Raw genomic sequence first — 25,150 nt, 5'->3', positions numbered from 1 at the left:
TCCTCACTGGATGCGCTTGTCGGACTGGGATTGTGGCGTGCCGGCAGCGGCCTGTTCGAGGCCGCGCACGATGGCGCGCCGCGCCAGCTCGATCTTGAAGCCGTTCTCGGATTGCGGCTTGGCCTCCCTCAGCACGAGATCGGCCGCGGCTTTGAAGCTTTCTCGCGTGGCGGACTTGCCCTGCAGGAGTGCCTCGGCCTCGAGGTTGCGCCACGGCTTGTGCGCGACGCCGCCGAGCGCCAGCCGGGCGGTCTTGACCGTCTGCCCATCGAGTTCGAGGGCCGCGGCGACCGAGACCAGGGCGAAGGCGTAGGAGAGCCGGTCGCGCAGCTTCAGGTAGGTGTGGTGCTGGCCGTAATCCGTCGGCGGCAGATCGACCGAGACGACGATCTCGCCGGGCTTGATGGTATTGTCCTTCGACGGGTCGTCGCCCGGCAGGCGATGATAGTCGGCAAACGCGATGGCGCGGTCGCCCTCCGGACCCGACACTTGGACCGTGGCCTCCAGGGCCGCCAGGGCGACGCACATGTCGGAGGGGTTGGTGGCGATGCAGGATTCGCTCGCGCCGAGGATCGCGTGGATGCGGTTCACGCCGCCGATGGCCGGGCATCCGGAGCCAGGCTCGCGCTTATTGCAGGGCGTGCCCTCGTCGTAGAAGTAGTAGCAGCGGGTGCGCTGGTTCAGGTTGCCACCGGTGGAGGCGGCGTTGCGCAATTGCGCCGAGGCTCCGGCCAGGATCGCGCTCGCCAGGAGCGGATAGCGGGCCTGGATGCGTTCGTCGTAGGCGAGATCGGCATTGCTCACGAGGGCGCCGATGCGCAGGCCGCCCGCGTGCTCCTCGATGCTCTTCAGCGGCAGCCGGGTGATGTCGACGAGCCGGCCCGGCTTCTCGACATTGTATTTCATCAGGTCGACGAGGTTGGTGCCGCCCGCGATGAAGCGCGCATTCGGATCGCCGCCGAGCGCCTTGATGGCATCGGCCACGGTGTCCGCTCGGACATAGTCGAAGCGGTTCATCGGGCGGCTCCTTGGTGCATCACCTCTTCGATCGCATCGACGATGTTGGTGTAGGCGCCGCAGCGACAGAGATTGCCGCTCATCGCCTCGCGGATTTCCTCCCGCGACCGGGCATGGCCCTCGTTCAAAAGGCCCACGGATGAACAGAGCTGGCCAGGGGTGCAGTAGCCGCACTGGAAGGCATCGTGCTCGATGAACGCTTCTTGGAGCGGGTGCAGCGTGTTGGTGCCGTGCTTCTGAGCGAGTCCGGCGAGCCCCTCGACGGTGGTGATCTCGGCACCATCCTTCATCACGGCGAGCGCCAGGCAGGAATTGATCCGCGTCCCATCCACCAGCACCGTGCAGGCACCGCATTGGCCATGGTCGCAGCCCTTCTTCGTACCGGTGAGGTCGAGACGCTCCCGCAGCAGGTCGAGCAGGGTAGTCCAAGGTGCGACCTCGATCTCGCGCCTCTCGCCATTGATCGTCAGGGTGATGCCGATCTTGGCATGGGCTCCGACGGAGCCGCTTTCGATGAGCATGGCGGTGTCCACGATGTTGGGTGAGATCGTTTCGACAACCGTTCCAATCTGGCCCCGTTCCCAAGCGCTGCGTTCGACCGGGCGCGTCGGGGTTACGCTACGCCCGGGCCTCGGCTAACGCTTCCCCGACACCGGAGAGCTTGAGGACAGGCCATGGCCGCGCTGGACCCGATCCTGAACGACATCGACACGGACCTCGACAACGCCCTGGAGCGGCTGTTCGAATTCCTGCGCATCGAGTCGATTTCGACGGACTCGGCCTACAAGGGCGAGTGCCGCAAGGCGGCCCATTGGCTCGAAGGCAACCTCACCGCGCTGGGCTTCGAGACCAGCGTCGAGGAGACCTCGCTCCATCCGGTGGTCTACGCGCACAAGCCGAAGCCGGGCGCGCCGCACGTTCTGTTCTATGGCCATTATGACGTCCAGCCGGTCGACCCGCTGAACCTCTGGACCCATCCGCCCTTCGAGCCGCGCCTGATCGGTGAGGGAGACCGCCGGCAGATCGTCGCGCGCGGTGCCTCGGACGACAAAGGGCAGGTCATGACCTTCGTCGAGGCCTGCCGGGCGCATCTCGCCATGAACGGCGAGCTTCCCTGCGCCGTCACCATCGTGATCGAGGGGGCGGAGGAGAGCGGCTCGCAGGGCTTGCCCGAGTGGGTCGAGAAGAACCGCGACCGGCTGGAGGCCGACGTCGCGCTCGTCTGTGACACCTCGATGTGGGACCGGAACACGCCGCAGATCACCACCTCGCTGCGCGGCCTCGCCTATTTCGAGGTGACGGTGACCTGCGCCGACCGCGACCTGCATTCCGGATTTTTTGGAGGTGCGGCGGCCAACCCCATCCATGTCCTGTCAAAAATCCTCGCCGCGCTTCACGACGACCAGGGCCGCGTGACGATCCCGGATTTCTACGAGGGCGTGCGCGAGCCGCCGGCCGAGGTGCTGGAGCAGTGGAAGGGGCTCGATTTCACGGCCGAAAAATTCCTCGGGCCGATCGGCCTCAAAGAGCCGGCCGGTGAGCGCGGGCGCATGCTGATCGAGCTGATCCAGTCGCGGCCCGCCTGCGATGTCAACGGCATTATCGGCGGATACACGGCCGAGGGCACCAAGACGGTGATCGCGGGACAGGCGAGCGCCAAGGTCTCGTTCCGCCTGGTCGACGACCAGGATCCGGAACAGCTTGCCAAGAACTTCGAGGCCTTCGTGCGCGAGCGCGCGCCGGCCGACTGCAAGGTCGATGTCGTCTGCTACAAGGGCTCGCGCGCCATCGCACTGCCCTATGACATGCCGCAGCTCAGCGTCGCGCAGGCTGCGCTGACTGAGGAATGGGGCCGCGACGCCATCGCGGTGGGGGCCGGCGGCTCGATCCCGATCGTCGGCGACTTCAAGCGCCTGCTCGGCCTCGACACCCTACTGATCGGCTTCGGCCTCGACGACGACCGCATCCACTCGCCGAACGAGAAGTACGAGCTGAAAAGCTTCCACAAGGGCACGCGCAGCTGGGCGCGCATCCTGTCGGCGCTGGCAGCCCGCTAGCCGACCTGCCGGATCGCCTCGCCGAGGATCATCGCGGCGGCCACAGCGACGTTGAGCGAGCGCATCCCCTCCCGGATCGGAACCACGATCCGGGTATCGGCCGCCGCGTGCACGGCTTCGGGCACGCCGGCCGACTCGCGGCCCATCAGGATGCAGTCGCCATCGCGAAAGCCGTGTGCCGTGTAGGGCACGGCGCCGGAAGTGGTGGCGAGCACCAGCCGGATGCCGGCTCGCCGCCGCCACTCTTCGAAGGCCGTCCAGGAGCGGTGGCGCGTGATCGCGACGTGGTCGAGATAATCGAGCCCCGACCGCCGCAGGTTCCGGTCCGAGACGTCGAACCCCGCGGGCTCGATGATCTCGACGGCCACGCCGAGGCAAGCCGCCATGCGCAGCATGGTGCCGGTGTTTTGGGGGATGTCGGGTTGGTAGAGGGCGAGTCGGAGCATCGGGTCAGGCTTAGCCGATGATGCTTATCTCAGCCTCCTCCGTCATTGCGAGCGCAGCGAAGCAATCCAGGGCCGACGCGCCAACGTTTGCGGGTGCGGCTCTGGATTGCTTCGCTGCGCTCGCAATGACGGGGACGGACATGGATCACTCGTTGCCCGGGCCGCTCTGGCCTTCTTTCAACTCAGAAAATGCCCTCCGGAGCCCATGCAACTGATCGACGAGGTGAAGGATCACGTCGATGCCCGGGTCGTTCACGCCGAGACCGCCCTGGAGATCGCGGATGAAATGCGCCCGCGCGACGTCGATGTCCGAGAAGCCGGCCTCGACGTCTTCGGCGTCCGGCAGAAGCCAGCGCTGCTCGAGCCAAATTTCGAGCGTGCGGACCTCGAGGCCCGAGCGTGTCAGGAATTCCTCGCGCTTCATGATCACCGACCCTCACGCGGGTTGAACGATTTGCCTGCTTCCCATCCTTCGACGAAGGATTCGAGCGCCGGATCCGGCGGCTGGGGCAGGACGATCTTGAGCTTGACGTACTCGTCGCCGTGACCGCCCTCGCGGCGAGGCGCACCCTTGCCCTTGAGACGCAGCCGGGCGCCGGTACTCGCGCCTTTCGGCACCGACATGGTGACCTCACCCGTTGGCGTCGGGACACGGACCTTCCCGCCGAGAACGGCCTCGGTCAGCGAGATCGGCAACTCGATGGAGATGTCGTCGCCGTCGCGCTCGAAGCGGGGATCGGGCCGAACCTCGACCTCGATCAGCGCGTCGCCCGGACCGCCCGTGCCGGTGCCGGGGCCGCCCTTGCCCCGCAGGCGCAGAACCTGTCCGTCGATCAGGCCGGGCGGGATCGTCACGTCGAGCGTGCCGCCTTCGGGCAGGGTCAGCCGCGTATTGGCGCCGGTGATCGAGTCCACGAAGGGGATCGGCAGCGTGTAGCGAATGTCCGGTCCGCGGCGGTTCGCGCGCGCCTGCTGGCTGCGCCGCAGCAACTCGGCGAACGCGTCGTCACCGTCCATGTAATCGGCGAAGCCGGAATCGCTCGCGTAGGCATGCCCCGCCTCGCTCGCATAATCGCGGTAGTAGCGCTGCTGTGGTCGCTCCGCCCCGGTCTCGTCGATCTCGCCGGCATCGAAGCGCTTGCGCTTGTCGGCGTCACCGAGGAGGTCGTAGGCGCTTGCGACGTCCTTGAACTTGTCTTCGGCCGCCTTGTCGCCGGGGTTGAGATCGGGATGGAAGGTCTTGGCGAGCTTGCGATAGGCGCTGCGGATCTCTCCGTCCGAGGCCGATTTCGCTACGCCCAAGACTTCGTAGGGATTGGCCACGCACCGCTCCGTCGGCGTTTTGCCCGATGCCCGACGATGTAGCGGACCGCTCGCGGAAGGGAACGCGCTGCCGGCCGCGCTTCATGCCGGGCGGCCGGGTCGAGCCTGTGGCATCGCCTGCGCCTTGGTTTGGCGCCGGGAAGGCTTAAGTCAGGCGCTCACGCTCACTTGGTTGTATCACCGCATGTTTCTCGACTGGCTCGAGCGCCGCATCGATCCGTTCGCGCCGTTCGACGACCGGCAGATGCCGCCGAAGACCGTGAGCGGCTTCGTCGGTTTCTACCTGAAACCGATCCGTTGGGCGCTTGCGATCCTGTTCGTGGTCGCGGTGACTGCAGGTACGATCGAAGCCTCCCTGTACCTGCTGATGCGCTGGTTCATCGACCTGATGAACGGCGCCGACCGCACCACCGTTCTCGATGAGCATGGTACGCAGATCGGGCTGGCGCTGGTCCTGCTCCTCGTGATCCGGCCGATCTCGATCTGGCTGCACGAAGTCTGCTCGAACCAGCTCGTCGTGCCGCAGACCTCGAGCCAGATCCGCTGGCGCACGCATCTCTACACGCTCGGGCACTCGCTCTCGTACTTCCAGTCCGACTTCGCCGGGCGTCTGGCCAACCGCATCGTCCAGGTCGGGCCGGCCGTGCGCGAACTGGCCGTCACATTCATCGATACGCTGCTCTACGTCGCGATCTACGCGATCACGGCGATCGGGCTGTTCAGCTCGATCTCGATCTGGCTGGCCCTCCCGGTGATCGTCTGGGTCGTGGCCTACGCGGCGCTCACGACCTGGTTCGTGCCGAGAGCGCGCGAGCGCTCGCACAAGAGCGCCGAGACGCGATCGACCCTCGTCGGCCGCGTGGTGGACAGCTACACCAACATCCTGACGGTGAAGCTTTTCGCCCGCGATCGCGAGGAACGCGCGGCGGTGCGCGAGGCGATCCAGTCCAACACGGATGCCTATCTCCACCAGTACCGGCTCACCACGCTCACCACCACGCTGCTCGGAGTACTGAACAGCGTCTTGCTGGTCGCAACTGCGACGGTCTGCCTGATGCTGTGGCGGGCCAACGCCATGACCACGGGCGAGGCGGCGGCAGGTCTAGCCCTGGTGATGCGCCTGCTCGCGATGTCGGGCTGGGTCATGCAGACCGTGCGCGGCGTCTTCGAGAATGTCGGCGTGATCCAGGAGAGCATGCACACGGTTTCGCGCCCGCACGCGCTGGTCGATGCGCCGAATGCAGGGACGCTGCAGGTGACCGGCGGCGACATCCGCTTCGAGGGCGTCGATTTTCATTACGGCCGGGGCGATGCCAGCATCATCGAGAACCTTTCGTTCCAGATCCGGCCTGGCGAGAAGGTCGGGCTGGTCGGCGTGAGCGGAGCGGGCAAGACCACGATCACGGCGCTGCTGCTGCGCCTGCACGATCTCGAAGGCGGCCGCATCCTGATCGACGGGCAGGACATCGCGACGGTGCCGCAGGATTCCCTGCGCGGCGCGATCGCAATGGTCACCCAGGACACCTCCCTGCTGCACCGCTCGATCCGGGACAACATCGCCTATGGCAACCCCGAGGCCTCGCAGGCGGAAATCGAGCATGCGGCCCGTCTCGCCCAGGCGGACACGTTCATCGGTGATCTCGTCGACCACAAGGGTCGGCGCGGCTACGACGCCCAGGTCGGCGAGCGGGGCGTGAAGCTGTCCGGCGGCCAGCGCCAGCGCATCGCCATCGCTCGGGTGATCCTGAAGGATGCACCGATCCTGATCCTCGACGAGGCGACCTCGGCCCTCGATTCCGAGGTGGAGGCGGCGATTCAGGAGAGCCTCGACACGCTGATGCAGGGCAAGACGGTGCTCGCCATCGCTCACCGCCTCTCGACCATCGCCGCCCTCGACCGGCTGATCGTGATCGACCAGGGACGCATCGTCGAGGAGGGAAGCCATGCCGAGCTGATCCAGGGCGGCGGCCTCTACGCGCGCCTCTGGCAGCGCCAGTCGGGGGGCTTCCTTGGAGATGGCGTTCTTCAAGACGAGGCAGCGCCCGGCCGTGACGAGCGGGCCTTGAGGGCGACTCCGGCAGAGTGAGTCCGTTTCACGCGCGACTTGAATCGTGCGAACAGACCCGGGTTGCATAGGCGGGAAAGGATTGCCGGAGGGAATGGAGACGGAACGGCTCTCGGCGCGGCTCCGCGACTGGATCACCGAGCGCGCCACAGCCAGCGACGACGGCGAGGCCCTGCTCGATGGTCTCTGCAACGCCCTCTGCCAAGCGGGCGTGCCGCTCTGGCGCGCCAGCGTCTCCGGCCCGACCATCGATCCGACCCATCGCGGCGTCGGCCTGACCTGGTACGCGCAGGAGGGCATGACCCTGACCTTCATCCCGCACGAGCAGGATGAGGCGATGTGGCTGCGCAGCCCGATCTTCGCCCTCCTGGAGAGCGGCGAGCACTCGGTGCGCTACCGGCTCGAAGCCCTGCGCAACGGCGAGGATTTCCCGATCCTGCACGAGCTGCGCGACAAGGGCGGGACGGACTACCTCCTGCACCTCGTGACCTTCGCGCCGGGCCTCGCCCTGCGCGGAGTCGCCCTGTCCTTCGCGACGCGGGAAGCGGGCGGCTTCGACGAGGATTCCGTCTCGGTGATCGAGGCCATCCTGCCGACGCTCGGCCTCGCGCTCGCCCGGCTCAGCCTCGCACACACGCTGCGCGAGGTTCTCGGTACTTATGTCGGGCCGGTGACGGCCGGGCAGGTGCTCGAAGGAAACGTCCGGCGCGGCCAGGGCCGCACGGTCTCGGCGGCGATCCTGCTCGCGGATCTGCGCGGCTTCACCGCCCTGTCGGACCGCTCCGATCCCCTCGACATGGTGACGTGGCTCAACGAGCATTTCGATGCGTTGGGCGACCCTGTCACGGGGCAGGGCGGAGAGATCCTGAAGTTTCTCGGAGACGGTTTTCTGGCGGCCTTCAGGGTGCCCGACGCCGACGAGCTGCCGTGCAGCGTCTGCCGGCAGGCGCTCGCGGCCGCCATGGATGCCCTCGCCGCCAACGACGCCCTCAATGCCCGGCGCAGGGCGGCGGGCCAGCCGGAGCTGCCCGCCGATCTCGTCCTGCATTTCGGCGAGGTGGTCTACGGCAATGTCGGCACCGGGCGACGGCTCGACTTCACGCTGATCGGCCGCGCCGTCAACGAGGCGAGCCGGATCGAGGGCCAATGCCAGAGCCTCGGCCACCCGCTTCTGATCTCGGATGCCTTCGCCGCCCGCTGCGCGGACGCGCTCGAGGAGGTCGGCACGGTGCCGCTGCGCGGGCTCGCCCGGCCGCAGCGGCTCTGGACCCTACCGGGGCTCGACCGGAGCGTGCCGGCAGCAGCGACCAGTCAGTAGTCGATCACGTCTTCCAGGGCGTAGTGCTTCACCGTCTTGCGGTTGGCGATGAGCTCGTCGATCGTCGGCTCGCCCTTGATGGCGCGGGCGATGGCGAGCTTCGTCGCCTCGTAATTGGTGCGATAGAGGTCCTTGCGGTCGAGGTTCTCGTCCTTGGCGCAGCGCTCGTCGAGCCAGATCGTGATGATCATGCAGAGCTCGTCGAGCCCGTCCTTGGGCAGGATGCCCTCGATCACGCAATCGATGATCGCGTCGCCCGTGGCGGCCTGTACCACGCCGCCGAGCAGCTCGGCATATTCGGCCGTGTGGATCGTGACCTTGGTGGTCATCATCGTGGACGGGCGCACGAGCTGGTTGAGGTCGCGCACCACGAACATGCGGGTATGGCCCTGGACCTGACCGAGCATGCCGGCGAAGGCGTTGCCGACGGGCCCACGGGTCGAGCCGATCAGCACCTCGGGCATCGCGTCGGTGAATTGACCCTCGGCGGCGAGCACCGTCGCCTCGCCCGTGCGGAACCAGATCTCGGCCATCGTCGTCGCGTCCTGCTTGGAATGTCGGGATGCGCCGGTGACCGGCGCGAGCCCGGCGCAGACACCATCCCGGGCCTTGCCCGTCAATCGTCCGGTGGGCATTCCCCGGGGCGCTCTGGCCTCTGTCGCCTCGATCGGTCATGCAGAGGCGGGCGGAGGAAACGACGATGACGGGGCCGAGCGGCGGATCTTCGGCGGGTGAACGTGGCTGGAGCCTGCTGGCCCGGGCCGAAGGGGACGGCGTGCGGCTCGAGCTCGGCCTGCCGGATCTCAGCGGTCAGCCGGTGACGGCGGTGCTCAGCCTCGACAAGACCGAGGCGCGCGCCTTCGCGCGGGCGCTGCTCGCCGCGGCGGGAGACGCGACGGAGCGGACGTTTCCCGCAGGCAGCGAAGACCTCTAGATCATGCTGAGTTTTGATTGAACCGATCAAAACTCAGAAAACATGATCGATTCAATGAGTTAGAGCATGTTTGGCGCGAAAAACCGTTTCCACTTTTTCGCAGCGTGCTCTAGCCCGAGACCGCGCGATCAGCGCGGCGAGATTTTGGTGCGGCCCGGCAGGCGCGGGGTGATCGTGCCGCGCGGCTCGACCGGCGCATCGCAGGTATAGGCGAATTCGGTCTGCAGGTCGGTGAACACCGTCTCGCCCTTCACCTGGCAATCCTCGCGGACCGTCTCGTCGAGGAAGGCGCGGGCGGCCGTGCGGAAGCGTTCGGCGCGCGAGGCCTTCGGGTCGCGGCCCTCGTTGCGCTCGCCGATGCCGCAGCCCGCGACTTCCCTGAGCGAGTTCGAGACGACCAGCATCCGCCGGCGCTGGCGGTTGTCGTAGACCTCGTAGGGCTCGTTGCAGCCGATCGTGACGACCTGCACGGGCAGCGAGACGTAGGTCTTCGAGATGTATTCGAACCCGGTGCAGCCCGTCAGGCCGAGGCCGAGGGCAAGCAGGATCGCGCGCCGCTTCATGGTCGTCGCCTCCTGTGCCAAGCGTCGAACGGGATCGCATTGAAACCGCTACGCTTGTCCGGTCAAGCCCGCTCCGGCCCCGCGACGGCGCGATTCGGGGGACGCTGTCTTTGAGGTGACTCCCGCCGGGCGCTCGAATCCTGTAGCTCTGGCAAACAGCCTCCATTCACGGCGCATCGTCCTCGCCCGCGAACCCGCGCGGCATGTGTCGCTGCCGAGCCTCCATCGGCCGAACGCCTTTTGTATCTTCTCACCGACATCGCGCTCTCCAACTGGTACCTGATCCGCCGTCAGCAGATCCGGATCCGGGGCGCGGCTGCGCTAGTGGGGCCGACGGGCGCAGGCAAGTCGACGATCTTCGACGCGGTGGGCACCGTTCTCGCGGGCAACAATGCCAGCCGCCTCGCGCTCAACGCGTCCGCCTCGGGCCGCTCCTCGCGCACGGTGCGCGACTATTGCCTCGGCTGGATCAGCGATCCCGCCGAGGGCGGTCGGCCGACGCGCGAATCCTGCGAGACGATCATCGCCCTGACCTTCGAGAACGAAGCGAGCGGGCGCATCGTTTCCGTCGGCCTCGCGCTCGCGGCGCGTTCCGACGAGCAGCGCGAGGAGACGATCTCGCGCTTCGTCGCCGTCGGGCACCGCTTCGAGATCGCCGACTACGTGCGCGAGACCGCGAAGGGCAGCTTCGTCGCGCCCTGGAGCGAGATCGCCGCCGACCTCAACCGCCGGGCCGAGCGCTTCGAGCAGTTCCGCTCTTCCGGAGAGCGCTTCACCACCGAGGTGCTCGCCCTGATGCGCGAAGGCGCGCCGGCCCCCGAGCCGCGCCACTTCCTGCGCACCTTCGCCAATGCCGTCGCGTTCAAACCGATCTTCGATCCGAGCGCCTTCGTGAAGAGCTTCGTGCTCGAGCCGGCGCCCCTCGACGTCGAGCGCATCCGGCAATCGGTCGAGAACTGGCGCCGGCTCTGCGAGACCATCGAGGAACTGGAGACGCGGCTCTCGCATCTGCGCCGCATCGTCGGGCGCTACGAGGCCTGGGCCGATGCGAGCCTTGCCGTTGCCCTCGACGAGATGCGGGCGACGAGCGCCGACCTGCGCCGACGGATCGTTGATTGGACGAGCGCCCGTGCGCGGCTGGTCGAGACGGGCGACGCCCTGCGCATCGCCCGCGAGAGCGTCGCCACCAGCCAGGGTTTCGTCCGCGAAATCGATGCCGAGATCGCCCAGCGCAAGGCGATGATCGTCGGCAGCGCGGCGGAAGGGCGGCTCGCGGCCTCCAATGCCGGCCTCGCGATGGTGGCGCGCGACCGGCGCGACCTCGGCGCGCGGGTGTCCGAACTCGTCAGTCTCGTGCAGGAGGCCGGAAAGCTCGCCGCCGTCTCCGCCATCGTCCGGTCGAGCGAGCCGGAGGCGGCCCGGCTGATCGAGGCCTGCGCCCGTTCGGGCCTGCGCCGCGACGCGCCTCCCGAGGACACGCTTCGCGCCGACGGCGTGCTCGGCCGCCTGATCACCGGCCTCGCCGAGCTTCCCGACATCGCCAGCACCCTCGACGAGGCGGCCGAAGATCTCGCTGTCCGCGCCCGCACACAGGAGCGCGAGGCGCAGGCCCTCTCCGCCGCCTTCTCCTCCGGCCATGCCAGCGCCGGGCGTCTCTCACCCCATACGCTCGCTTTCCGGGACGAGCTGGCCCGCATCGGCATCGATGCGACACCGATCTGCGAGCTCGCCGAGATCATCGATCCGGCCTGGGGGCCGGCACTCGAAGGCTTGCTCGGCGGTGCCCGCGAGGCGCTCGTGGTCGAGCCGGACCGGCTCAACAAAGCCTTCGGCCTTCTCGAGCAGCAGAAGGCGCGCTTCTATCGCTGCCTGCTCGTCAAGACGACGGATACCGCCCGCCGGACCGCCCGCCGCTTCGACGACGGCCCGCTCGGGCTGATCGAGTGCCAGAGCGACCACGCAGAGGCCTTCCTCGCGGCGCGCCTCGGCGGCTACGACCTCGCGCCGAACGACGCGGCGCTCGCCCATATGAGCCGCGCCGTGGCACCGAGCGGCCGCTCGACCTCCGGCATGGCCTATTCGGTGGTGCGCCCGGTCCAGCTGATGATGACCCGCGGCCAGCGCGGCCCGACCGCGGAGGGACGGCGCAACCTGGAGAGCGTCGTCGAGGAAGCGCGCCGCCTACGCACGGAGGCGACCGTGATGCGCGAGGCCGCCCGCACCGCCGCCTCGCTCCGCGCCAGGCTCTCTACCGCAACCCTCGACGTCGCCGCGCTCCGCGACGAAGCCGACGCGATCGAGGGCCGCCGCCGCAGCCTCACCACGGAGCACGAGCAGCTTCGGCAGGCCGATACCGGCGCGCTGGAGGCCGAGATCAAGGAACTGACGAAGGAGCGCTCCGCCTACCTCACCGAGCTGATCCAGGTGCTGGAGCCGAAGCGCGACGGGCTTCTCGCCGAGGAGGCGGGCCTGAAGGCGAAGCTCGGCTCGGCGAAGGACGCGGCGCAGGCCGCGCTCGGCGCGCGCCGGCAGGCCCATGCGCGCTGGGCCGGCGGCGACTCGCTTCGCATCCGGCTCGCGCGCGGTGAGAGCCTCGATCCGGCCGTGCTGCGTCAGATGCGGGCCGATCTCGCCGGGCTCGATTCCAAGGAACTCGCGGCCGTCGCCAGCGCGGCCAGAGCCTCCGTGCGCAGCGAGATCGAGACGGCGCGGACGGAAGGCCGTGCGGCCGAGCGCGATCTCGCCGAGTATTGCGTCCAGCGCCGCATCGACAACCCGCTCGGCCGCGAGGAGGCGACGGCGTCCTTCGGCTATGCCTGGGCGCGGCGAGAGTTCGAGTCTGTCGAAGGCCACGAGCTGCGCCGCTACCGCGAGCAGGCCGAGCGGGCGAACCGCGAGATGCGGCGCCTGACCACCGAGGATCTGCTCACCCGGCTCGCCGACCGCTTCGAGCGGGTGAGGAACCGCCTCGACGCGCTGAACGAGCGCCTGTCCTCCCAAAAATTCACCGGCCAGACCTACGCCTTCGAGGCCGTGGTCGACCGGCGCTATGCGGCCGTCCACGCGCTCGCCACCGAGGTCGCCCGCTCGCCCGACGCGGCGCAGGCGGTGCTGCCGGAGGTCGAGGACGGCCCGCTCTCGGCGGCGATGGAGGAGATCTCGGCGCTCATCGCCGGCGAGGAGAGCGCCGCCCGGCTCGCCGACTACCGCAACTACTTCGTCTACGAGATCGGCATGCGGGACGGCGCGGGCAACCGCACCACGCTCTCGAACCGCGCGACCCGCGGCTCGGGCGGCGAGGCGCAGGCGCCGTTCTACGTCGCCATCGCCGCTTCGCTGGCCTCGGCCTACTATCCCGGCGACCGGCCGGGCCACGAGCATCCCGGCCTCGGCCTCTGCCTGCTCGACGAGGCCTTCTCGAAGCTCGACGTGCGCAACTCCCAGGCGCTGGTCGACCTGTTCCGGGCCTGGGGCCTGCAGCTCCTGATCGCGGCGCCCGAGGACAAGCGCACGACGTTGACCGAGGTGATGGACACCATCGTCACGGTCTACAAGAGCCCGGACCTCGCCTCTGTCCGCATCGAATCCGAGCACCCGCTGGAGGCGGCGAAGCGCGCTTTGGCAGCGATTAACCCGGAGCGGCAGGGCATCGAGGCGTTCCGGGTGTCCGACGCGGCGGAGTGACCTGATTGGCTGTGAGAGGCGGCCTCTGGGATCGCGCGCACCAAGGCACCCCTGATCATCTCAGCGGGAAGCTCGCGCTTCCGCACTGCCATCTCGTCGACTAATCTCCGTGGATGAGCGACGACCCTCTGCGTGAATCGCGTCCGCAACTGATCCTGATGGCCATCGCCGTGGCGGCGGTGCTGATCTTCGGTGCGGTCACGCTGATCGCTCAGCTCGGATAGCGCGTCGGCAACGACCAGCACTTATTTCGAGATCGTCTTCAGGTGCTGGTCGAAGCTCTCGAGCGTCTTGGCCTGCTCGGGATCGGGGTTCGGGCCACTGACATAGGCGAGCGTCACCCGCGCGATGCGCAGAGCCGTTGCGACGTCGCGGCCCTCGCGGCGCGCCTGCTCGATGACGGCAGCGACGTCCGCCATGATCTGCGCATTGGCTGCATAGCCTTTCATGGCGTCGCGCGCCTCTGCACCGGTGACCGTTCCCGCCGCCCATCGCGGCCCTCCCTCCGTATCATTCCGACGCGAGCGCGGGAAATGCGCAATCTGAACCCATCGGCCTCTCATGCGAGACGTTCGGTCGGCATGAGAGGGAATCGGTATTCAGGCGTCGATTATCCCGAAATTCGGGGGCGCCCGTCGGAAGATGTGCGAAGGCGCACTAATAATCCAGGTTGTATGGATTAAACCCTAAGTAATATTTGGTGATAAAGCACACATATATTCTGTTATTCTTCATCTAGATTGTTCTCATGGCCGCAGGGCGACAATCTGCGGTGACTGATATCAAGAAGAGAGAGGATTAAAATTCAATGCGTTTTGCAGTGATCGCCGTCGTCGCCACCGTTCTCGCAACGCCTTTCGCGGCCTCCGCTGCCGATGGAAGCCGGCAGGCTGCCGGTGGTGGACACATGAGCTCCTACATCACCGATCCGCACCACGACCCGCGCTCGGTCTACTCGCAGCGCAACAGCACCGGCCAGATCCTCGGCGCTCCGATGTTCTCCGAGCAGGCCGGTGCTCACGGCGTGTCGCGCAGCCGAGTGGTGGACCCGCATTGGGCCGCCGGCTCGACGGGCCGCCGCGCCCGCTGATCGACCGAACATTGCAGCGTCCGACCCGCACGGCCTGGGCCGTGCGGTTTTTTTCATGTCCAAGCCACTGTGTTCAGGCGGGGATCGGCACACCTTGAACGATCGCGTAGAGGGCTGGCACGCGATGGCCCGTCGCGCCCTCGGCCGTGACGGGCACGGCCGATAGCCCGCTCGGCAGCCTGCCGGCGAGGAGGCTGACCACCTCTTCCGAGGCGGCGAGAGCGAGATCCTCAGCCTTTGCGCGCGCCTCCAGGCGGGCGAGCATGTTCATCGCCGAACCGAGCGCTGTGAATTCCGCCCGCGCGCCGTCGTCGAAGACCCCGGCGAGAACGGTGCCGGCATGCAGCGCGATGGTGATGGTGAGCGGATGCCGGCCCTGCTCCCGGCGCTCATGGTTCAGGGCGTCGAGGCGCTCGCGGACCGCCACGGCGGCATCGAGAGCGGAGAGCGCCTGATGCTCCGGCGGCCCCACCAGGAAGTGCGCGAGCACGCCGTCGCCGATATATTTGTCGACGATGCCGCCATGGTCGCTCACGCCGGCATGCGTCAGCGCGCGAATGTCGAGCAGCGCCTGCACGACATGCTCGCGCGGATAGTCGCGCGTGAAGGCCGAAAAACCGCGGATATCGAGCGTGAACAGGCAGGCATGCCGCTCGCGAACGGTGCCGAGGCCGCCCTCGCGGGCGAGTTGCACGGCGACACTTCCCGGAACGAAGCGGGCCAGCATGGTCCGCTCGTGCTCGAGCCGCAGCGCCGTCGTCACCGCATGGCGCAGGCGCCGCACGCCGTCGATCACCACGAGGCTCGCGGCGATGAAGGTGAGAAGCGCCGGCATCTCATCCGACAGGCTGACATGCGGCCCGAGCAGGGAGCCCTCGGGCTGCAGGATCGCGATCAGGATCGTGGCCGCCCAGGCGAACGTCACGGCTCCGGCGAAGACGGCGGTGTGCCAAACCCGCATGGTCAAGCCAGTCTGCAGCAGCAGCAGGAAGGCCGGCAGCTTGCTCACGGCTCCGGCCGCATCGTCGAAGCCCGCGCTCGCGCCGACGAGCAGGTGCTCGATCTCTACGTAGATCGCGACGCCGGCGTTCAGCGCCGTCGAAGCCCAGGCGAGGCCCTCCGCGCGCCGGCTGGTGAAGCCGGAGCCGGTATGCTGCTGGGCATCCCGGTCCCAGCGCTCCGCGAGGCCGAGCCCGAGCGAGCAGGCGGCATAGGCGGCAAGCACGACCCAGTGGCTCGCAGGATGGATCGAGCCGTCGTAGCTCTGTGCGGTCGCGAGCAGCACTACGACGATGAGGGCGTGCATTGCGAACAGACGCAGGCCCGATGCCGATTGCAACAGCCGCAGCGCACTCGCCTCGCCGTTCCCGGCACTCGCTCGGGAACCGTCGCGGTCCTGGTCCATGAAAATCCCGTCTTCCTCCTGAACTGACGTTTTCGGGCGCCGCACCCTTCCGTCTCGACGCCCGAACGCGGTTGACGCCAGCGGCCACCGCATTGCAAGCCGGCACACGATGGCCAAGCCTCCTTCCGTCGGCTGGGCGCTCGTCCGAAACGGCGATTTCCGGCTGTTCGGCGCAGCGCGCTTCCTCACCAGCCTCGCCAGCGAGATGCAGGTCGTGGCGGTGGCCTGGTTCGTCTACGACCTCACGAAGAGCGCCTTCGCCCTCGGCCTCGTCGGGCTCGCGGCCTTCCTGCCGGCGATCCTGGCCGCGCCGATCACCGGCCATGTCGCGGATACCTACGATCGGCGGCTCGTGGCCGCTGGCGCCTGGGGCGTGGCGACGCTCGCCCAGGCTGGCCTCTTCGTCTTCGCGCTCCAGGGCATGCAGTCCGTCTGGCCGATCTACGCCCTCGTCGTGGTCATGGGGATCGGCCGCGCCTTCGCCAGCCCCGCCCTTTCGGCGCTTCTGCCGACTCTGGTGCCGCGCGAGCAGTTCGGTACGGCCGTGGTCTGGATCTCGTCGTGCTGGCAGAGTGCATCCGTGCTCGGGCCGGCGCTCGGTGGCGTGCTCTACATCCTCGGTGCCAAGACCGTGTTCGGCGTAACGACTGGCATCTACGCGCTCGGCAGCATCCTCATCCTGGCGATCCGGTTCCGGCCCGAGCCGAAGAGCGCGCGCGCGCCGATCACCTGGGCGAGTCTGTCCGCCGGGCTCTCATACATCCGTTCGCAGCCGGTCGTGCTCGGTGCGATCAGCCTCGATCTCGTCGCGGTTTTACTCGGCGGCGCCACTGCCTTGCTGCCGATCTTCGCCGCCGAGACCCTGCATGTCGGCCCGCTCGGACTCGGTGCGTTGCGCAGCATGCCGGCATTCGGCGCGGTGATCACTGCGATCTGGCTCGCATACCGGCCGCTGACCCGCAGGGCCGGACCGCGGCTTCTCCAGGCGGTCGCCCTGTTCGGGGTCGCCACCATCGTCTTCGGGCTCTCACACAGCCTCTGGCTGTCGATGGCGAGCCTGCTCGTGGCAGGCGCCGCCGACATGGTTTCGGTCTATGTCCGATCGAGCGTCGTCCAGGGCGAGACGCCGGACGCGATGCGCGGGCGCGTCTCCGCGGTGGAATCCGTCTTCATCGGCGCCTCGAACCAGCTCGGCGAATTCGAATCCGGCACGCTCGCAGCCCTGATCGGCGCGGCGCCCGCCGTGGTGGCCGGCGGCGTCGCGACCGTGCTGGTCGCGGCCTGCTGGGGGCGCCTGTTTCCCGCGCTCCGCGCGCGGGATCGCCTGATGGCAATGTAGGGGTTTGTGTCTCCGCCATGCTCGTCCCTGATCCCGGCGGTTGGGCCGTCCTGCGCAACCGCGACGTCCGTCTGCTCATCGGTGCCCGCTTCCTGACCGGGCTCGGCTATCAGATGCAGGCGGTGGCGATCGGCTGGTACGTCTACGATTTGACGAAGAGCACCTTGGCGCTTGGCCTCGTCGGGCTTGCCGCCTTCCTGCCCGCCATGGTGTCGGCCCTGTTCGCGGGCCACGTCGCCGACACGCGAGACCGTCGCCTGGTCGCCGCGATGGCTTACGCGGTCCTCAGCCTCGCTGCGCTTGGCCTTTTCGCGAGCGCCGTCATCGGGTCGCAGGTGGTCTGGCCTATCTACGGCCTCGTCATCGGCACGGGCATCGGGCGCGCCTTCGCCAATCCGGCACAGCAGGCGCTTCTGCCGACGCTGGTGTCGCGTGAGCAATTCGGCTCGGCGGTCGCCTGGAACGCTTCGATCTGGCAGAGTTCCTCCGTCGCCGGCCCCGCGATCGGCGGCATGCTCTACGTCCTCGGACCGGCCGTGGTGTTCGGCACGGGTGCGGCGACGTTCGCGCTCGCCTCTTGTCTGATCGCGGCCGTGCGCCATCGCCCGGAGCCGCTGACGGAGCGCCCGCGCGTGACTTGGGCTGCGCTCTCGGCCGGCCTGTCCTACATCCGCTCGCAGCCTGTCGTCCTCGGCGCGATCAGCCTCGATCTGTTCGCTGTTCTGTTTGGCGGCGCGACCGCCCTGCTGCCGGTCTTCGCAGCGCAAGTGCTACACGTCGGCCCGCTCGGGCTCGGCGTGTTGCGCAGCATGCCGGCGGCGGGCGCCGTCGCCACGGCGATCGTGCTCGCTTGGGTTCCCCTGCGCCGTCAAGCCGGGAAGCGGCTTCTCATTGCTGTCGCGGCGTTCGGACTCGCCACGATTGTCTTCGGTCTCTCGACCAACCTGTTCGTCTCGATGGCGGCGCTGTTCGTGGTCGGCGTTGCCGACATGATCTCGGTCTACGTGCGCCAGAGCCTGGTCCAGGGCGAGACCCCGGATGCGATGCGCGGCCGCGTCGCGGCGGTGAACACGGTGTTCATCGGTGCCTCGAACGAACTCGGCGAGTTCGAATCGGGCACGCTCGCCGCCCTCGTCGGCGCCGTCCCGGCCGTGGCGACTGGAGGTGTTGCGACGGTACTGGTGGCGATCGCTTGGGCGCGCTTCTTTCCCGCGCTTAGGTCGCGTGATCAGTTGATGCAGGGCTGATCGCAGGCTTGCAGAGCACGACGGACGAGAACTGCGGTAAAGTCTACCGTCCCCCCAGCAGCGGCGACCAGGTCGGGTCCGAGGCGTAGGACGGCGTCGGCACCGGGTTCTCCACGCGGCCGGTGATGTCGACCATGTAGAGCTTGCCGCCGCCCTGGCCGCCCGGATCGCGGAAGAACATCACGTACTGTCCGTTCGGCGCGAAGGTCGGGCCCTCGTTGTGGAAGCCTTCGGTCAGCACGCGCTCGCCCGAGCCGTCGGTCCGCATCACGCAGATCGCGAAGCCGCCCTTGCGCTGGCGGGTGAAGGCGATGAGGTCGCCCTTCGGCGACCAAGCCGGCTGCGAGGCCGAGCCTTCGCCGAACGAGATGCGGTGGGCGTTCGAGCCGTCCGCGCCCATCACGTAGATCTGTTGCGAGCCGCCGCGGTCGGATTCGAACACGATCTGGCTGCCGTCCGGCGAGTAGGTCGGGGAGGTGTCGATGGCGAGGCCCTGCGTCACCGGTCGCTGCGCCTTCGTGGCGATGTCGACGGTGACGATGTCGGCGTTGCCGCCCTGCTGGACGCTCATCACGAGGCGACGGCCGTCCGGCGAGAAGCGCGGGCTGGTGCTCATCGATTCGAAGCTGCCGACCGTCTGGCGAGTGCCGCTCTCGAGGTCGATCATCTGCACGCGCGGCTGCTGGCCCGAGGCCTGGGTCATGAAGGCGATGTCCTGGCCGGCCGGCGAATAGCGCGGCGCCACCACCGAGACGTCGCCGCTGGTCAGCGCGCGAACGTTGGCGCCATCCTGATCCATCACCATCAGGCGCTTGCGGCGGTGCTCCTTCGGACCCGACTCGTCGACGAAGGCGACGCGGCTGTCGAAGAAGCCGCCGATGCCGGTGATCTTGGTGTAGACCACGTCCGAGATCAGGTGGCCGGCGCGGCGGGCATTGCCCGGATCGGTGCCGTATTGCTGGCCGGTGACCTGCTGCCCGGAGGTCACGTCCCAGAGCCGGAACTCGACCTTGAGCTTGCCATCGCCGCCGCGGCCGACGCGGCCGGTCACGAGCGCCTGGACGCCGGTGCCGCGCCACTTGTCGAAATTCGGAGCGGCGTCGAAGCTCGGGGTCTCGGGGAAGCGCGACTTCTCCAGCGGCGTGAAATAGCCCGAGCGGCGCAGATTGTTCGTCACCACGCTCGACATCAGCGAACCGAGGCTCGGATCACCCGCGAAATCGACGATGGCGATGGGCAGCGGCTGGAACGCACCGCCGCCGATGCGCAGCTGAAGCTGGGCATGGGCCGGTGCGGCGGCGGCGAGCATCAGCCCGAGCGCGGTGAAGGCGGCGGCCAGGGAGCGCCGGGTGAGGGTCAAAGTCGTCATGAGTCAGTTCCGAAAAGGCTGAGGCTTCGGGCTCGCGCTCTTCCCTTCCCACAAGGGAGAAGAGAAGCTCGGTTCTCACACCCGCGAGAACTCGAACTCCGCGTTGATGGCCTTCCAGTCGTTGTAATACGGCGCGAATTGCGACGGAATCTTATACGGCGCGCAGCGACGCACCGCGCGTAGGGCGGCCTGGGCGATCGACTGGTCGACCCCACTCGCGCCACCGCGCATGATCCGCGGCTCGCTGGTCAGCGACCCATCCGGGTTCAGCTTGATGTCGAGCATCGGCAGGATGATGCCCTGCGTCGCGCCGGGGGGCGCCGAGTAGCAGCGCTCGATCTGCTGCTGCAGCATGCCGACGAGGGCATCGCGCATCGACGGCGAAAGCTTCTGCGCATTGCCCGTCGAGGTGCCCAGCGACGCCGTGCGCTGGACCTCCCGGCCCGTCGAGCCGGTCGATTGCGAGGGCGCCTTGTTGGCGAGGAGCTGGCGGATGTCGCCGGGGCTGTACTTGTTCGCGAGCTCGGCCTGCTTCTTGGCCTTGGCCTCGGCATCCGCCTTGGCCTTCGCCTCGGCCATGGCCTTTGCCTTGGCCTTCGCAGCAGCTTCCGCCTTCGCGGTCGCCTCGGTCTTGGCTTTCGCATCGGCCTCGGCCTTCGCCTTGGCTTCCGCGAGTTTCTTCTCGGCTTCAGCCTCTGCCTTGGCCTCGGCGTCCGCCTTGGCTTTCGCCTCAGCCTTGGCCTTTGCCTCGGCTTTCGCCTTGGCCTCGGAGGCCTTCTTGGCGGCTTCCTTCGCGGCGGCCTCGGCTTCCTCGCGCTCGACGAGTTTTTGGAGTTCCTCGCGCTTGGCGGCCTCGGCCTTCTCGGCCTTGGCGGCAGCCTCGGCCTTTGCCTTTGCTTCGGCCTTGGCGGCGGCGGCCTTCTCGGCTTCGGCCTTGGCCTGAGCCGCCTTCGCGGCAGCGGCCGCAGCTTCTTCCTTGGCGGGGTCGGGCGTATCGGCGCGCAGGGGGATCTCGTCGACCGAAGCGAGCTTCATCTCGGCGGTACGCGTCGGCGGGGCCGGCGTGTCGACCTTGGCGTTCTCGGGCTCGCGCTCCTCGACCTTGTCGGCAACGCGGTCGGCCTTGTTTGGCTTTTCCTGCGGCTTGTCGGCGTTGCGCTCGCCGCGGGTGAGCTCGGAGAATTGCTGCTCGGTGAGCACCTCGACCGGCACGCCCTCGTCGGCGTTCGGCAGGGCGGGAGCCGCTACCGCGAACAGCGCGAGCGACAGCAGCGCCACATGCGTGCCGGCGGAAACCCATACACCGGGTTCGCTCTTGTCGAAGCTGAGCTTGGGAAAGCGCACGGTCTCAGCGCCCTCTCAATTGTCCGGTTCGGTGACGAGCGCCACCTTCTTGAAGCCGCCGCCGGTGACGATCGCCATCACCTGCGCGACGCGGCCATAATCGACGCGCTTGTCGCCGCGCACGAAGACGCGGTCCTCGGTGCCGGCCTTGGCCTCCTGCATGAGGTGCGGGACGATGTCGTCGTCCTTCAGCTCCGCCTCGCCGAGGAAGATCTGTCCGGTCTGGCGGATCGACAGGGTGATCGGCTTCACGTCGGAATTGAGCGGGCTCGCCTTGGATTGGGGCAGGTCGAGCGGCACGCCCACCGTCATCATCGGCGCGGCCACCATGAAGATGATCAGCAGCACGAGCACGACGTCGATGAACGGCGTCATGTTGATCTCGTTGATCGGGCCTCCGCCGCGCTTGCCGCGCCGGCGCCGCTTGCCGCCCTGTGCCGCTCCGTGGCTCATGCCCATCGTGCGTGATCCTGCTTCGGCTTCCTGATCAGGCGGCGAGCGAGAGGCGCTCATCGATCTGGCGCGAGAGGATGGCCGAGAACTCGTCGGCGAAGCCTTCGAGACGCGACTGCGATTTGGATACCGAGGCCTGGAGCTTGTTGTAGGCGAGCACGGCGGGGATCGCCGCGAACAAGCCGATGGCGGTGGCGAACAGAGCCTCGGCGATGCCCGGAGCCACGACGGCGAGCGAGGTGTTCTTCGAGGCCGCGATCGAGGTGAAGGCGGTCATGATACCCCAGACCGTGCCGAACAGGCCGATATACGGGCCGGCCGAGCCGATCGAGGCGAGAAACAGAAGGCGCGATTCGAGCCGCTCGACCTCGCGATGAATGGTGACGTCGAGCTGCTTCTCGATGCGCTGGCTGAGCGACTGCACCTGACGGCCCGAGCCCTCGAACGAACGCTTCCACTCGCGCATCGCGGCGACGAAGACGGCGGCGAGGCCCGTGGCCGGACGGTCGTTGTAGGAGCGGTAGAGTTCTTCCAGCGAGCGGCCGGACCAGAACGCCTCCTCGAAGGCATCCATCTCGGCATCGGTGCGGCGGAAGAGCAGGGTCTTGTCGACGATGATCGACCAGCACCAGATCGAGGCGCTGAGCAGGCCGACCATCACGATCTTCACGACGAAATGGGCCTGCCAGAACAAGCCGAACAGGCTCATGTCCACGACGGGAGCGGCTTGGGCCGCCTGCATGGCATCGGCTGGATTCATCGTCGTCGGATCCCGAATGGCCCTGGGGCGCAGCGATTCCTGCGGCATCCCGGCTGGGCCCGCGCTCTCGCCGAATCCTTGAGCGATATCAAAGCAAATCGCTCTCGAATCTGTCGAAAGTAAGGGCCGAGCTTGTCCAGCCGCCGCACGATCGTTGCGAGCTTTTCGCGAGCTAGTTTAGGCGCGCATCAAGGTTAAGGATTGGTTGTCGATCTCGGCTATCGTGAGGCTGATCGATGTTCGGGAGATGATCCACTGAGTCGCACCGACCGCCTGTTCTCTCTGATCGATGCCCTGCGTCGTCGCCGCCGCCCGGTGACCGCCGCCGTGCTCGCCGAGGAGCTGTCCGTCTCGGAGCGGACGATCTACCGCGACATCGCCACGTTGAGCGGGCTCGGCGCCCCGGTCGAGGGCGAGGCCGGCATGGGCTATGTACTCCGCTCCGGCTTCTTCCTGCCGCCGCTGATGTTCGACGAGGACGAACGCGAGGCGCTGGTGCTGGGCGCGCGCTGGGTCGAACGGCAGGCCGATTCCGTCCTCGCCAAGGCGGCCACCAACGCCATCGCCAAGATCGCCATGGCGACGCCGTCCGACCAGCGCGAGGCCCTAGCCGAGACCGGCCTCTGGGCCGCGCTGCCTCAGGCGGAGATCGATCATACGCCCGTGCTGAAGGCCTTGCGCGAGGCGATTCGGCGGGAGGAAAAGCTGTTCATCACCTACCGCGACGCGGCCGGTGCGATGACCGAGCGGACGGTCTGGCCGATCGGCATGGCCTTCTACGACCGCAAGCGGTTGTTCTCGGCCTGGTGCGAGTTGCGCACCGCCTTTCGGCATTTCCACGCCGAGAATATCGGCGCGCTGTCCCTGACGGGCGAGCGCTACCCGACGCGACGGGCGGCGCTGGTGAAGGCGTGGCGCAAGGAGATGAGGCCGGCACAGACCCTGGCGCGAGGCTCCTGACAGAAACTGACGCAAGGCCACTGCACCCTCTCCTCACTCCAGACGGCCCGGCAGCACAGACCGGCCCTGGACTTCGAGATAGGGGATCAGGTCATGCTCACGTTTTTTCACGCTCCGCATTCGCGTTCCTCGGCCATCCATTGGCTGCTGGCCGAGCTCGGCATCCCGTTCGAGACCCGCATCGTCGACATCCGCGCAGCCGGCGGCGTGCCGGTGAGCTACCGGTCGATCCAGGCGCACGGAAAGGTGCCGGCGATCGTCCATGACGGCATCACCGTCACCGAGCGGGCGGCCATTGCGATCCACCTCTGCGATGCCTTTCCCGATGCAGGCATGGCACCGCCCGTCGGGGATCGCAGGCGTGGCCCGTATCTGAGCTGGCTCACCTATGTCGACGCCGTGCTCGATCCGGCCATCACCGCGCACATGAACCGCTGGCAGTATGAGCCACGCGGCGTCGCCTTCGGCACGTTCGACGACGCCCTGGCTCATGTGGAGCGGACGCTGGCCGCGAGCCCCTACATCACCGGCGAAAGCTTCACGGCCGCCGACGTCGCGCTCGGGAGCGCGTTGTACTGGGGGCTCGACATTTTGAAGGTGATCCCGGAGACGCCGGTCCTGCGTGGCTATCTCGATCGCGTCAGCCGGCGCTCGGCTTTCCACCGCACGATCGGCGAGGACCTGGCGGAGAGCGCGGCGGAAGCCGCGTGATCTAAACGGCTCCGGGAACCGAGCGTGTCAGCGAGTGTCGGAGCGAATCCGGGAGCCGGATCGCCCGACCCTCGCGGACGCAGGCGACCACGACGTCCGCCTTCATCAGCACCTCGTCCCCTCGGCGCACCTCCTGGGCGAGGTGCATGGAGGCGCCCTTCAGCTCGCTGGACCAGGTGAGAACGTCGAGCAGGTCGTCCATGCGCGCGGGCTTCAAGAAGTCGAGCGTCATCTTCCGCACGACGAAGACCAGGCCGCGCGCGTCGCGATGCAGATCCGATTGGTCACCAGCGAGGGAGCGCAACAGCTCCGTGCGCCCGCGTTCCATGAAGCGCAGGTAGCTGGCGTGGTAAACGAAGCCGGAAAAGTCGGTGTCTTCGTAATAGACCCGCACGGGCAGCCGGTGGACGCCGCCGCTCAGCGCTCCGCCGATGGGGTTCGTCGTCACGCAGCCTCCCGCCCGAGCAGTCCGGTCACGGAGTCGGTTGGCTCCGCCAAGTCATGGGGCGAGCTAACATTCCGAGGCCGCGGGCGCAAAAGCCAGGGGCGAGTTGCTGTCCGGCTGCCGGGCTGGGCTTCGAGCGAAGATTAGACCCGGCAGCCGTCTCATCTCGCAATCAACGGCAGGCCAGGACCTTCGCGCCGGCCGCGACGAACTCGGCCGCGACGCGCTGCTCGTCGTCGGTGCGCGGGCTCTGCGCGACGAGACTCGCCTCGCGGGCGAGCCGGGCGTTGCAGCCGCACGACGGTAGTCCAGTTCCAGCCTTCGGCGAGCAGGTATCGTGATGCATGCAGGCCTCGTCGAGGGCGTCGACCGGAGGCCGGCCCACGCCGCGGCTGCCCGGGCCGCAGTAATTACCGTGGAAGACGAGGGCGCCCTTGGTGTCCGGAAGGTCCAACGAGGGCTCGTCCACATCGGGTGTGTCGATGTCGGGCGTCTCGAACCTGGGCAGGTCCTGAGCAAGGGACGGCAGGGTCGCCGTGCCGGCAAACGCCGACGAGAGTGCGAGCACCATGGCGAAACGCCGGCTCGCGCTACGCAGGGGGATGAAGGCCACGTCGTTC

At 68.0% G+C, this 25,150-nt stretch carries 25 protein-coding genes; 10 read left to right on the top strand and 15 right to left on the bottom strand.

Going from position 1 to position 25,150, the window contains the following annotated elements:
• Nucleotides 1-3 precede the first annotated feature (3 nt).
• Both GGR33_RS05900 and GGR33_RS05895 read right to left on the bottom strand, forming a co-directional pair.
• Nucleotides 4-1,017: an FAD binding domain-containing protein gene (locus GGR33_RS05900; RefSeq protein ID WP_183502853.1), complete on the bottom strand. Its 1,014-nt coding sequence runs from the start codon at nt 1,015-1,017 to the stop codon at nt 4-6.
• Nucleotides 1,014-1,538, bottom strand: coding sequence for a (2Fe-2S)-binding protein (locus GGR33_RS05895; protein WP_183502851.1), 525 nt, complete (start codon nt 1,536-1,538; stop codon nt 1,014-1,016). Before GGR33_RS05895 ends, GGR33_RS05900 begins: the two co-directional genes overlap by 4 nt.
• A 153-nt stretch (nt 1,539-1,691) precedes the next feature.
• Between GGR33_RS05895 and GGR33_RS05890 the strand changes: the two genes are divergently transcribed.
• The gene (locus GGR33_RS05890) at nt 1,692-3,074 is read left to right on the top strand and encodes a dipeptidase (RefSeq protein WP_183502849.1); all 1,383 of its coding nucleotides are present in this window, start codon (nt 1,692-1,694) and stop codon (nt 3,072-3,074) included.
• On the opposite strand, the gene GGR33_RS05885 is transcribed toward GGR33_RS05890, so the two are convergent.
• The 3 genes from GGR33_RS05885 to GGR33_RS05875 all read right to left on the bottom strand — a co-directional run bounded on the left by GGR33_RS05885 (nt 3,071) and on the right by GGR33_RS05875 (nt 4,843).
• Complete coding sequence (locus GGR33_RS05885; RefSeq protein WP_183502847.1) at nt 3,071-3,520, bottom strand: tRNA (cytidine(34)-2'-O)-methyltransferase; 450 nt, start codon at nt 3,518-3,520, stop codon at nt 3,071-3,073. The two genes, GGR33_RS05890 and GGR33_RS05885, sit on opposite strands and share 4 nt — an antisense overlap.
• Nucleotides 3,521-3,665: 145 nt before the next feature.
• Nucleotides 3,666-3,944, bottom strand: a complete 279-nt coding sequence (locus GGR33_RS05880) for a chaperone modulator CbpM (protein ID WP_183502845.1) — start codon at nt 3,942-3,944, stop codon at nt 3,666-3,668.
• Nucleotides 3,945-3,946: 2 nt separating this feature from the next.
• Nucleotides 3,947-4,843 (bottom strand): DnaJ C-terminal domain-containing protein, encoded by an 897-nt coding sequence (locus GGR33_RS05875; protein ID WP_183502843.1) that lies wholly within the window; start codon nt 4,841-4,843, stop codon nt 3,947-3,949.
• A gap of 184 nt (nt 4,844-5,027) precedes the next feature.
• Between GGR33_RS05875 and GGR33_RS05870 the strand changes: the two genes are divergently transcribed.
• Both GGR33_RS05870 and GGR33_RS05865 read left to right on the top strand, forming a co-directional pair.
• Complete coding sequence (locus tag GGR33_RS05870; RefSeq protein WP_183502841.1) at nt 5,028-6,929, top strand: ABC transporter ATP-binding protein; 1,902 nt, start codon at nt 5,028-5,030, stop codon at nt 6,927-6,929.
• 73 nt (nt 6,930-7,002) lie between these two features.
• A complete protein-coding gene (locus tag GGR33_RS05865; protein ID WP_183502839.1) occupies nt 7,003-8,226 on the top strand; it encodes an adenylate/guanylate cyclase domain-containing protein in 1,224 nt (407 codons plus the stop codon).
• Here the strand turns inward: GGR33_RS05865 and fae are convergent.
• Nucleotides 8,220-8,759 carry a formaldehyde-activating enzyme gene (fae, locus tag GGR33_RS05860; protein ID WP_183503559.1) on the bottom strand — a complete coding sequence of 180 codons (540 nt, stop codon included), beginning with the start codon at nt 8,757-8,759 and terminating at the stop codon, nt 8,220-8,222. The two genes, GGR33_RS05865 and fae, sit on opposite strands and share 7 nt — an antisense overlap.
• A 167-nt stretch (nt 8,760-8,926) precedes the next feature.
• On the opposite strand from fae, the gene GGR33_RS05855 reads away from it, so the two are divergent.
• Nucleotides 8,927-9,160, top strand: a complete 234-nt coding sequence (locus GGR33_RS05855) for a hypothetical protein (RefSeq protein ID WP_183502837.1) — start codon at nt 8,927-8,929, stop codon at nt 9,158-9,160.
• Between the two features lie 128 nt (nt 9,161-9,288).
• Here the strand turns inward: GGR33_RS05855 and GGR33_RS05850 are convergent, their stop codons facing one another.
• Nucleotides 9,289-9,723, bottom strand: a complete 435-nt coding sequence (locus tag GGR33_RS05850) for a hypothetical protein (protein WP_183502835.1) — start codon at nt 9,721-9,723, stop codon at nt 9,289-9,291.
• A 240-nt stretch (nt 9,724-9,963) separates the two neighbouring features.
• Between GGR33_RS05850 and GGR33_RS05845 the strand changes: the two genes are divergently transcribed.
• Entirely contained in the window at nt 9,964-13,407 is a 3,444-nt protein-coding gene (locus GGR33_RS05845) for an SbcC/MukB-like Walker B domain-containing protein (RefSeq protein WP_183502833.1), read from the top strand.
• Between the two features lie 245 nt (nt 13,408-13,652).
• Here GGR33_RS05845 and GGR33_RS05840 read toward each other — a convergent pair whose 3' ends face one another.
• A complete protein-coding gene (locus tag GGR33_RS05840) occupies nt 13,653-13,856 on the bottom strand; it encodes a hypothetical protein (protein ID WP_183502831.1) in 204 nt (67 codons plus the stop codon).
• A 359-nt stretch (nt 13,857-14,215) separates the two neighbouring features.
• Between GGR33_RS05840 and GGR33_RS05835 the strand changes: the two genes are divergently transcribed.
• A complete protein-coding gene (locus tag GGR33_RS05835; RefSeq protein WP_183502829.1) occupies nt 14,216-14,497 on the top strand; it encodes a hypothetical protein in 282 nt (93 codons plus the stop codon).
• Between the two features lie 73 nt (nt 14,498-14,570).
• On the opposite strand, the gene GGR33_RS05830 is transcribed toward GGR33_RS05835, so the two are convergent.
• Nucleotides 14,571-15,902 carry an adenylate/guanylate cyclase domain-containing protein gene (locus tag GGR33_RS05830; RefSeq protein ID WP_246412865.1) on the bottom strand — a complete coding sequence of 444 codons (1,332 nt, stop codon included), beginning with the start codon at nt 15,900-15,902 and terminating at the stop codon, nt 14,571-14,573.
• Between the two features lie 109 nt (nt 15,903-16,011).
• On the opposite strand from GGR33_RS05830, the gene GGR33_RS05825 reads away from it, so the two are divergent.
• Nucleotides 16,012-17,241, top strand: a complete 1,230-nt coding sequence (locus GGR33_RS05825; RefSeq protein ID WP_183502827.1) for an MFS transporter — start codon at nt 16,012-16,014, stop codon at nt 17,239-17,241.
• Between the two features lie 17 nt (nt 17,242-17,258).
• Entirely contained in the window at nt 17,259-18,488 is a 1,230-nt protein-coding gene (locus GGR33_RS05820) for an MFS transporter (protein WP_183502825.1), read from the top strand.
• Nucleotides 18,489-18,531: 43 nt separating this feature from the next.
• Here the strand turns inward: GGR33_RS05820 and tolB are convergent, their stop codons facing one another.
• From tolB to tolQ, 4 genes are all read right to left on the bottom strand, one after another.
• Nucleotides 18,532-19,857 (bottom strand): Tol-Pal system beta propeller repeat protein TolB, encoded by a 1,326-nt coding sequence (tolB, locus tag GGR33_RS05815; protein WP_183502823.1) that lies wholly within the window; start codon nt 19,855-19,857, stop codon nt 18,532-18,534.
• 75 nt (nt 19,858-19,932) lie between these two features.
• Complete coding sequence (tolA, locus tag GGR33_RS05810) at nt 19,933-21,201, bottom strand: cell envelope integrity protein TolA (protein WP_183502821.1); 1,269 nt, start codon at nt 21,199-21,201, stop codon at nt 19,933-19,935.
• A gap of 15 nt (nt 21,202-21,216) precedes the next feature.
• Nucleotides 21,217-21,660 carry an ExbD/TolR family protein gene (locus GGR33_RS05805; RefSeq protein WP_147044772.1) on the bottom strand — a complete coding sequence of 148 codons (444 nt, stop codon included), beginning with the start codon at nt 21,658-21,660 and terminating at the stop codon, nt 21,217-21,219.
• Nucleotides 21,661-21,688: 28 nt separating this feature from the next.
• Nucleotides 21,689-22,414 carry a protein TolQ gene (gene tolQ / locus GGR33_RS05800; RefSeq protein ID WP_183502819.1) on the bottom strand — a complete coding sequence of 242 codons (726 nt, stop codon included), beginning with the start codon at nt 22,412-22,414 and terminating at the stop codon, nt 21,689-21,691.
• 315 nt (nt 22,415-22,729) lie between these two features.
• On the opposite strand from tolQ, the gene GGR33_RS05795 reads away from it, so the two are divergent.
• A complete protein-coding gene (locus GGR33_RS05795; protein WP_425488746.1) occupies nt 22,730-23,374 on the top strand; it encodes a helix-turn-helix transcriptional regulator in 645 nt (214 codons plus the stop codon).
• A gap of 93 nt (nt 23,375-23,467) precedes the next feature.
• The gene (locus GGR33_RS05790; protein ID WP_183502817.1) at nt 23,468-24,085 is read left to right on the top strand and encodes a glutathione S-transferase family protein; all 618 of its coding nucleotides are present in this window, start codon (nt 23,468-23,470) and stop codon (nt 24,083-24,085) included.
• Between the two features lies 1 nt (nt 24,086).
• Here GGR33_RS05790 and ybgC read toward each other — a convergent pair whose 3' ends face one another.
• Complete coding sequence (gene ybgC, locus GGR33_RS05785; protein ID WP_284211275.1) at nt 24,087-24,533, bottom strand: tol-pal system-associated acyl-CoA thioesterase; 447 nt, start codon at nt 24,531-24,533, stop codon at nt 24,087-24,089.
• A 169-nt stretch (nt 24,534-24,702) separates the two neighbouring features.
• Complete coding sequence (locus GGR33_RS05780) at nt 24,703-25,143, bottom strand: phospholipase A2 family protein (protein WP_183502815.1); 441 nt, start codon at nt 25,141-25,143, stop codon at nt 24,703-24,705.
• Nucleotides 25,144-25,150: the final 7 nt, after the last annotated feature.

Source organism: Methylobacterium brachythecii, from assembly GCF_014196345.1.
GTDB lineage: Bacteria > Pseudomonadota > Alphaproteobacteria > Rhizobiales > Beijerinckiaceae > Methylobacterium > Methylobacterium brachythecii.
Note: the sequence above shows the minus strand (reverse complement) of the source record. Positions and strands in the feature narration are given on the sequence as shown.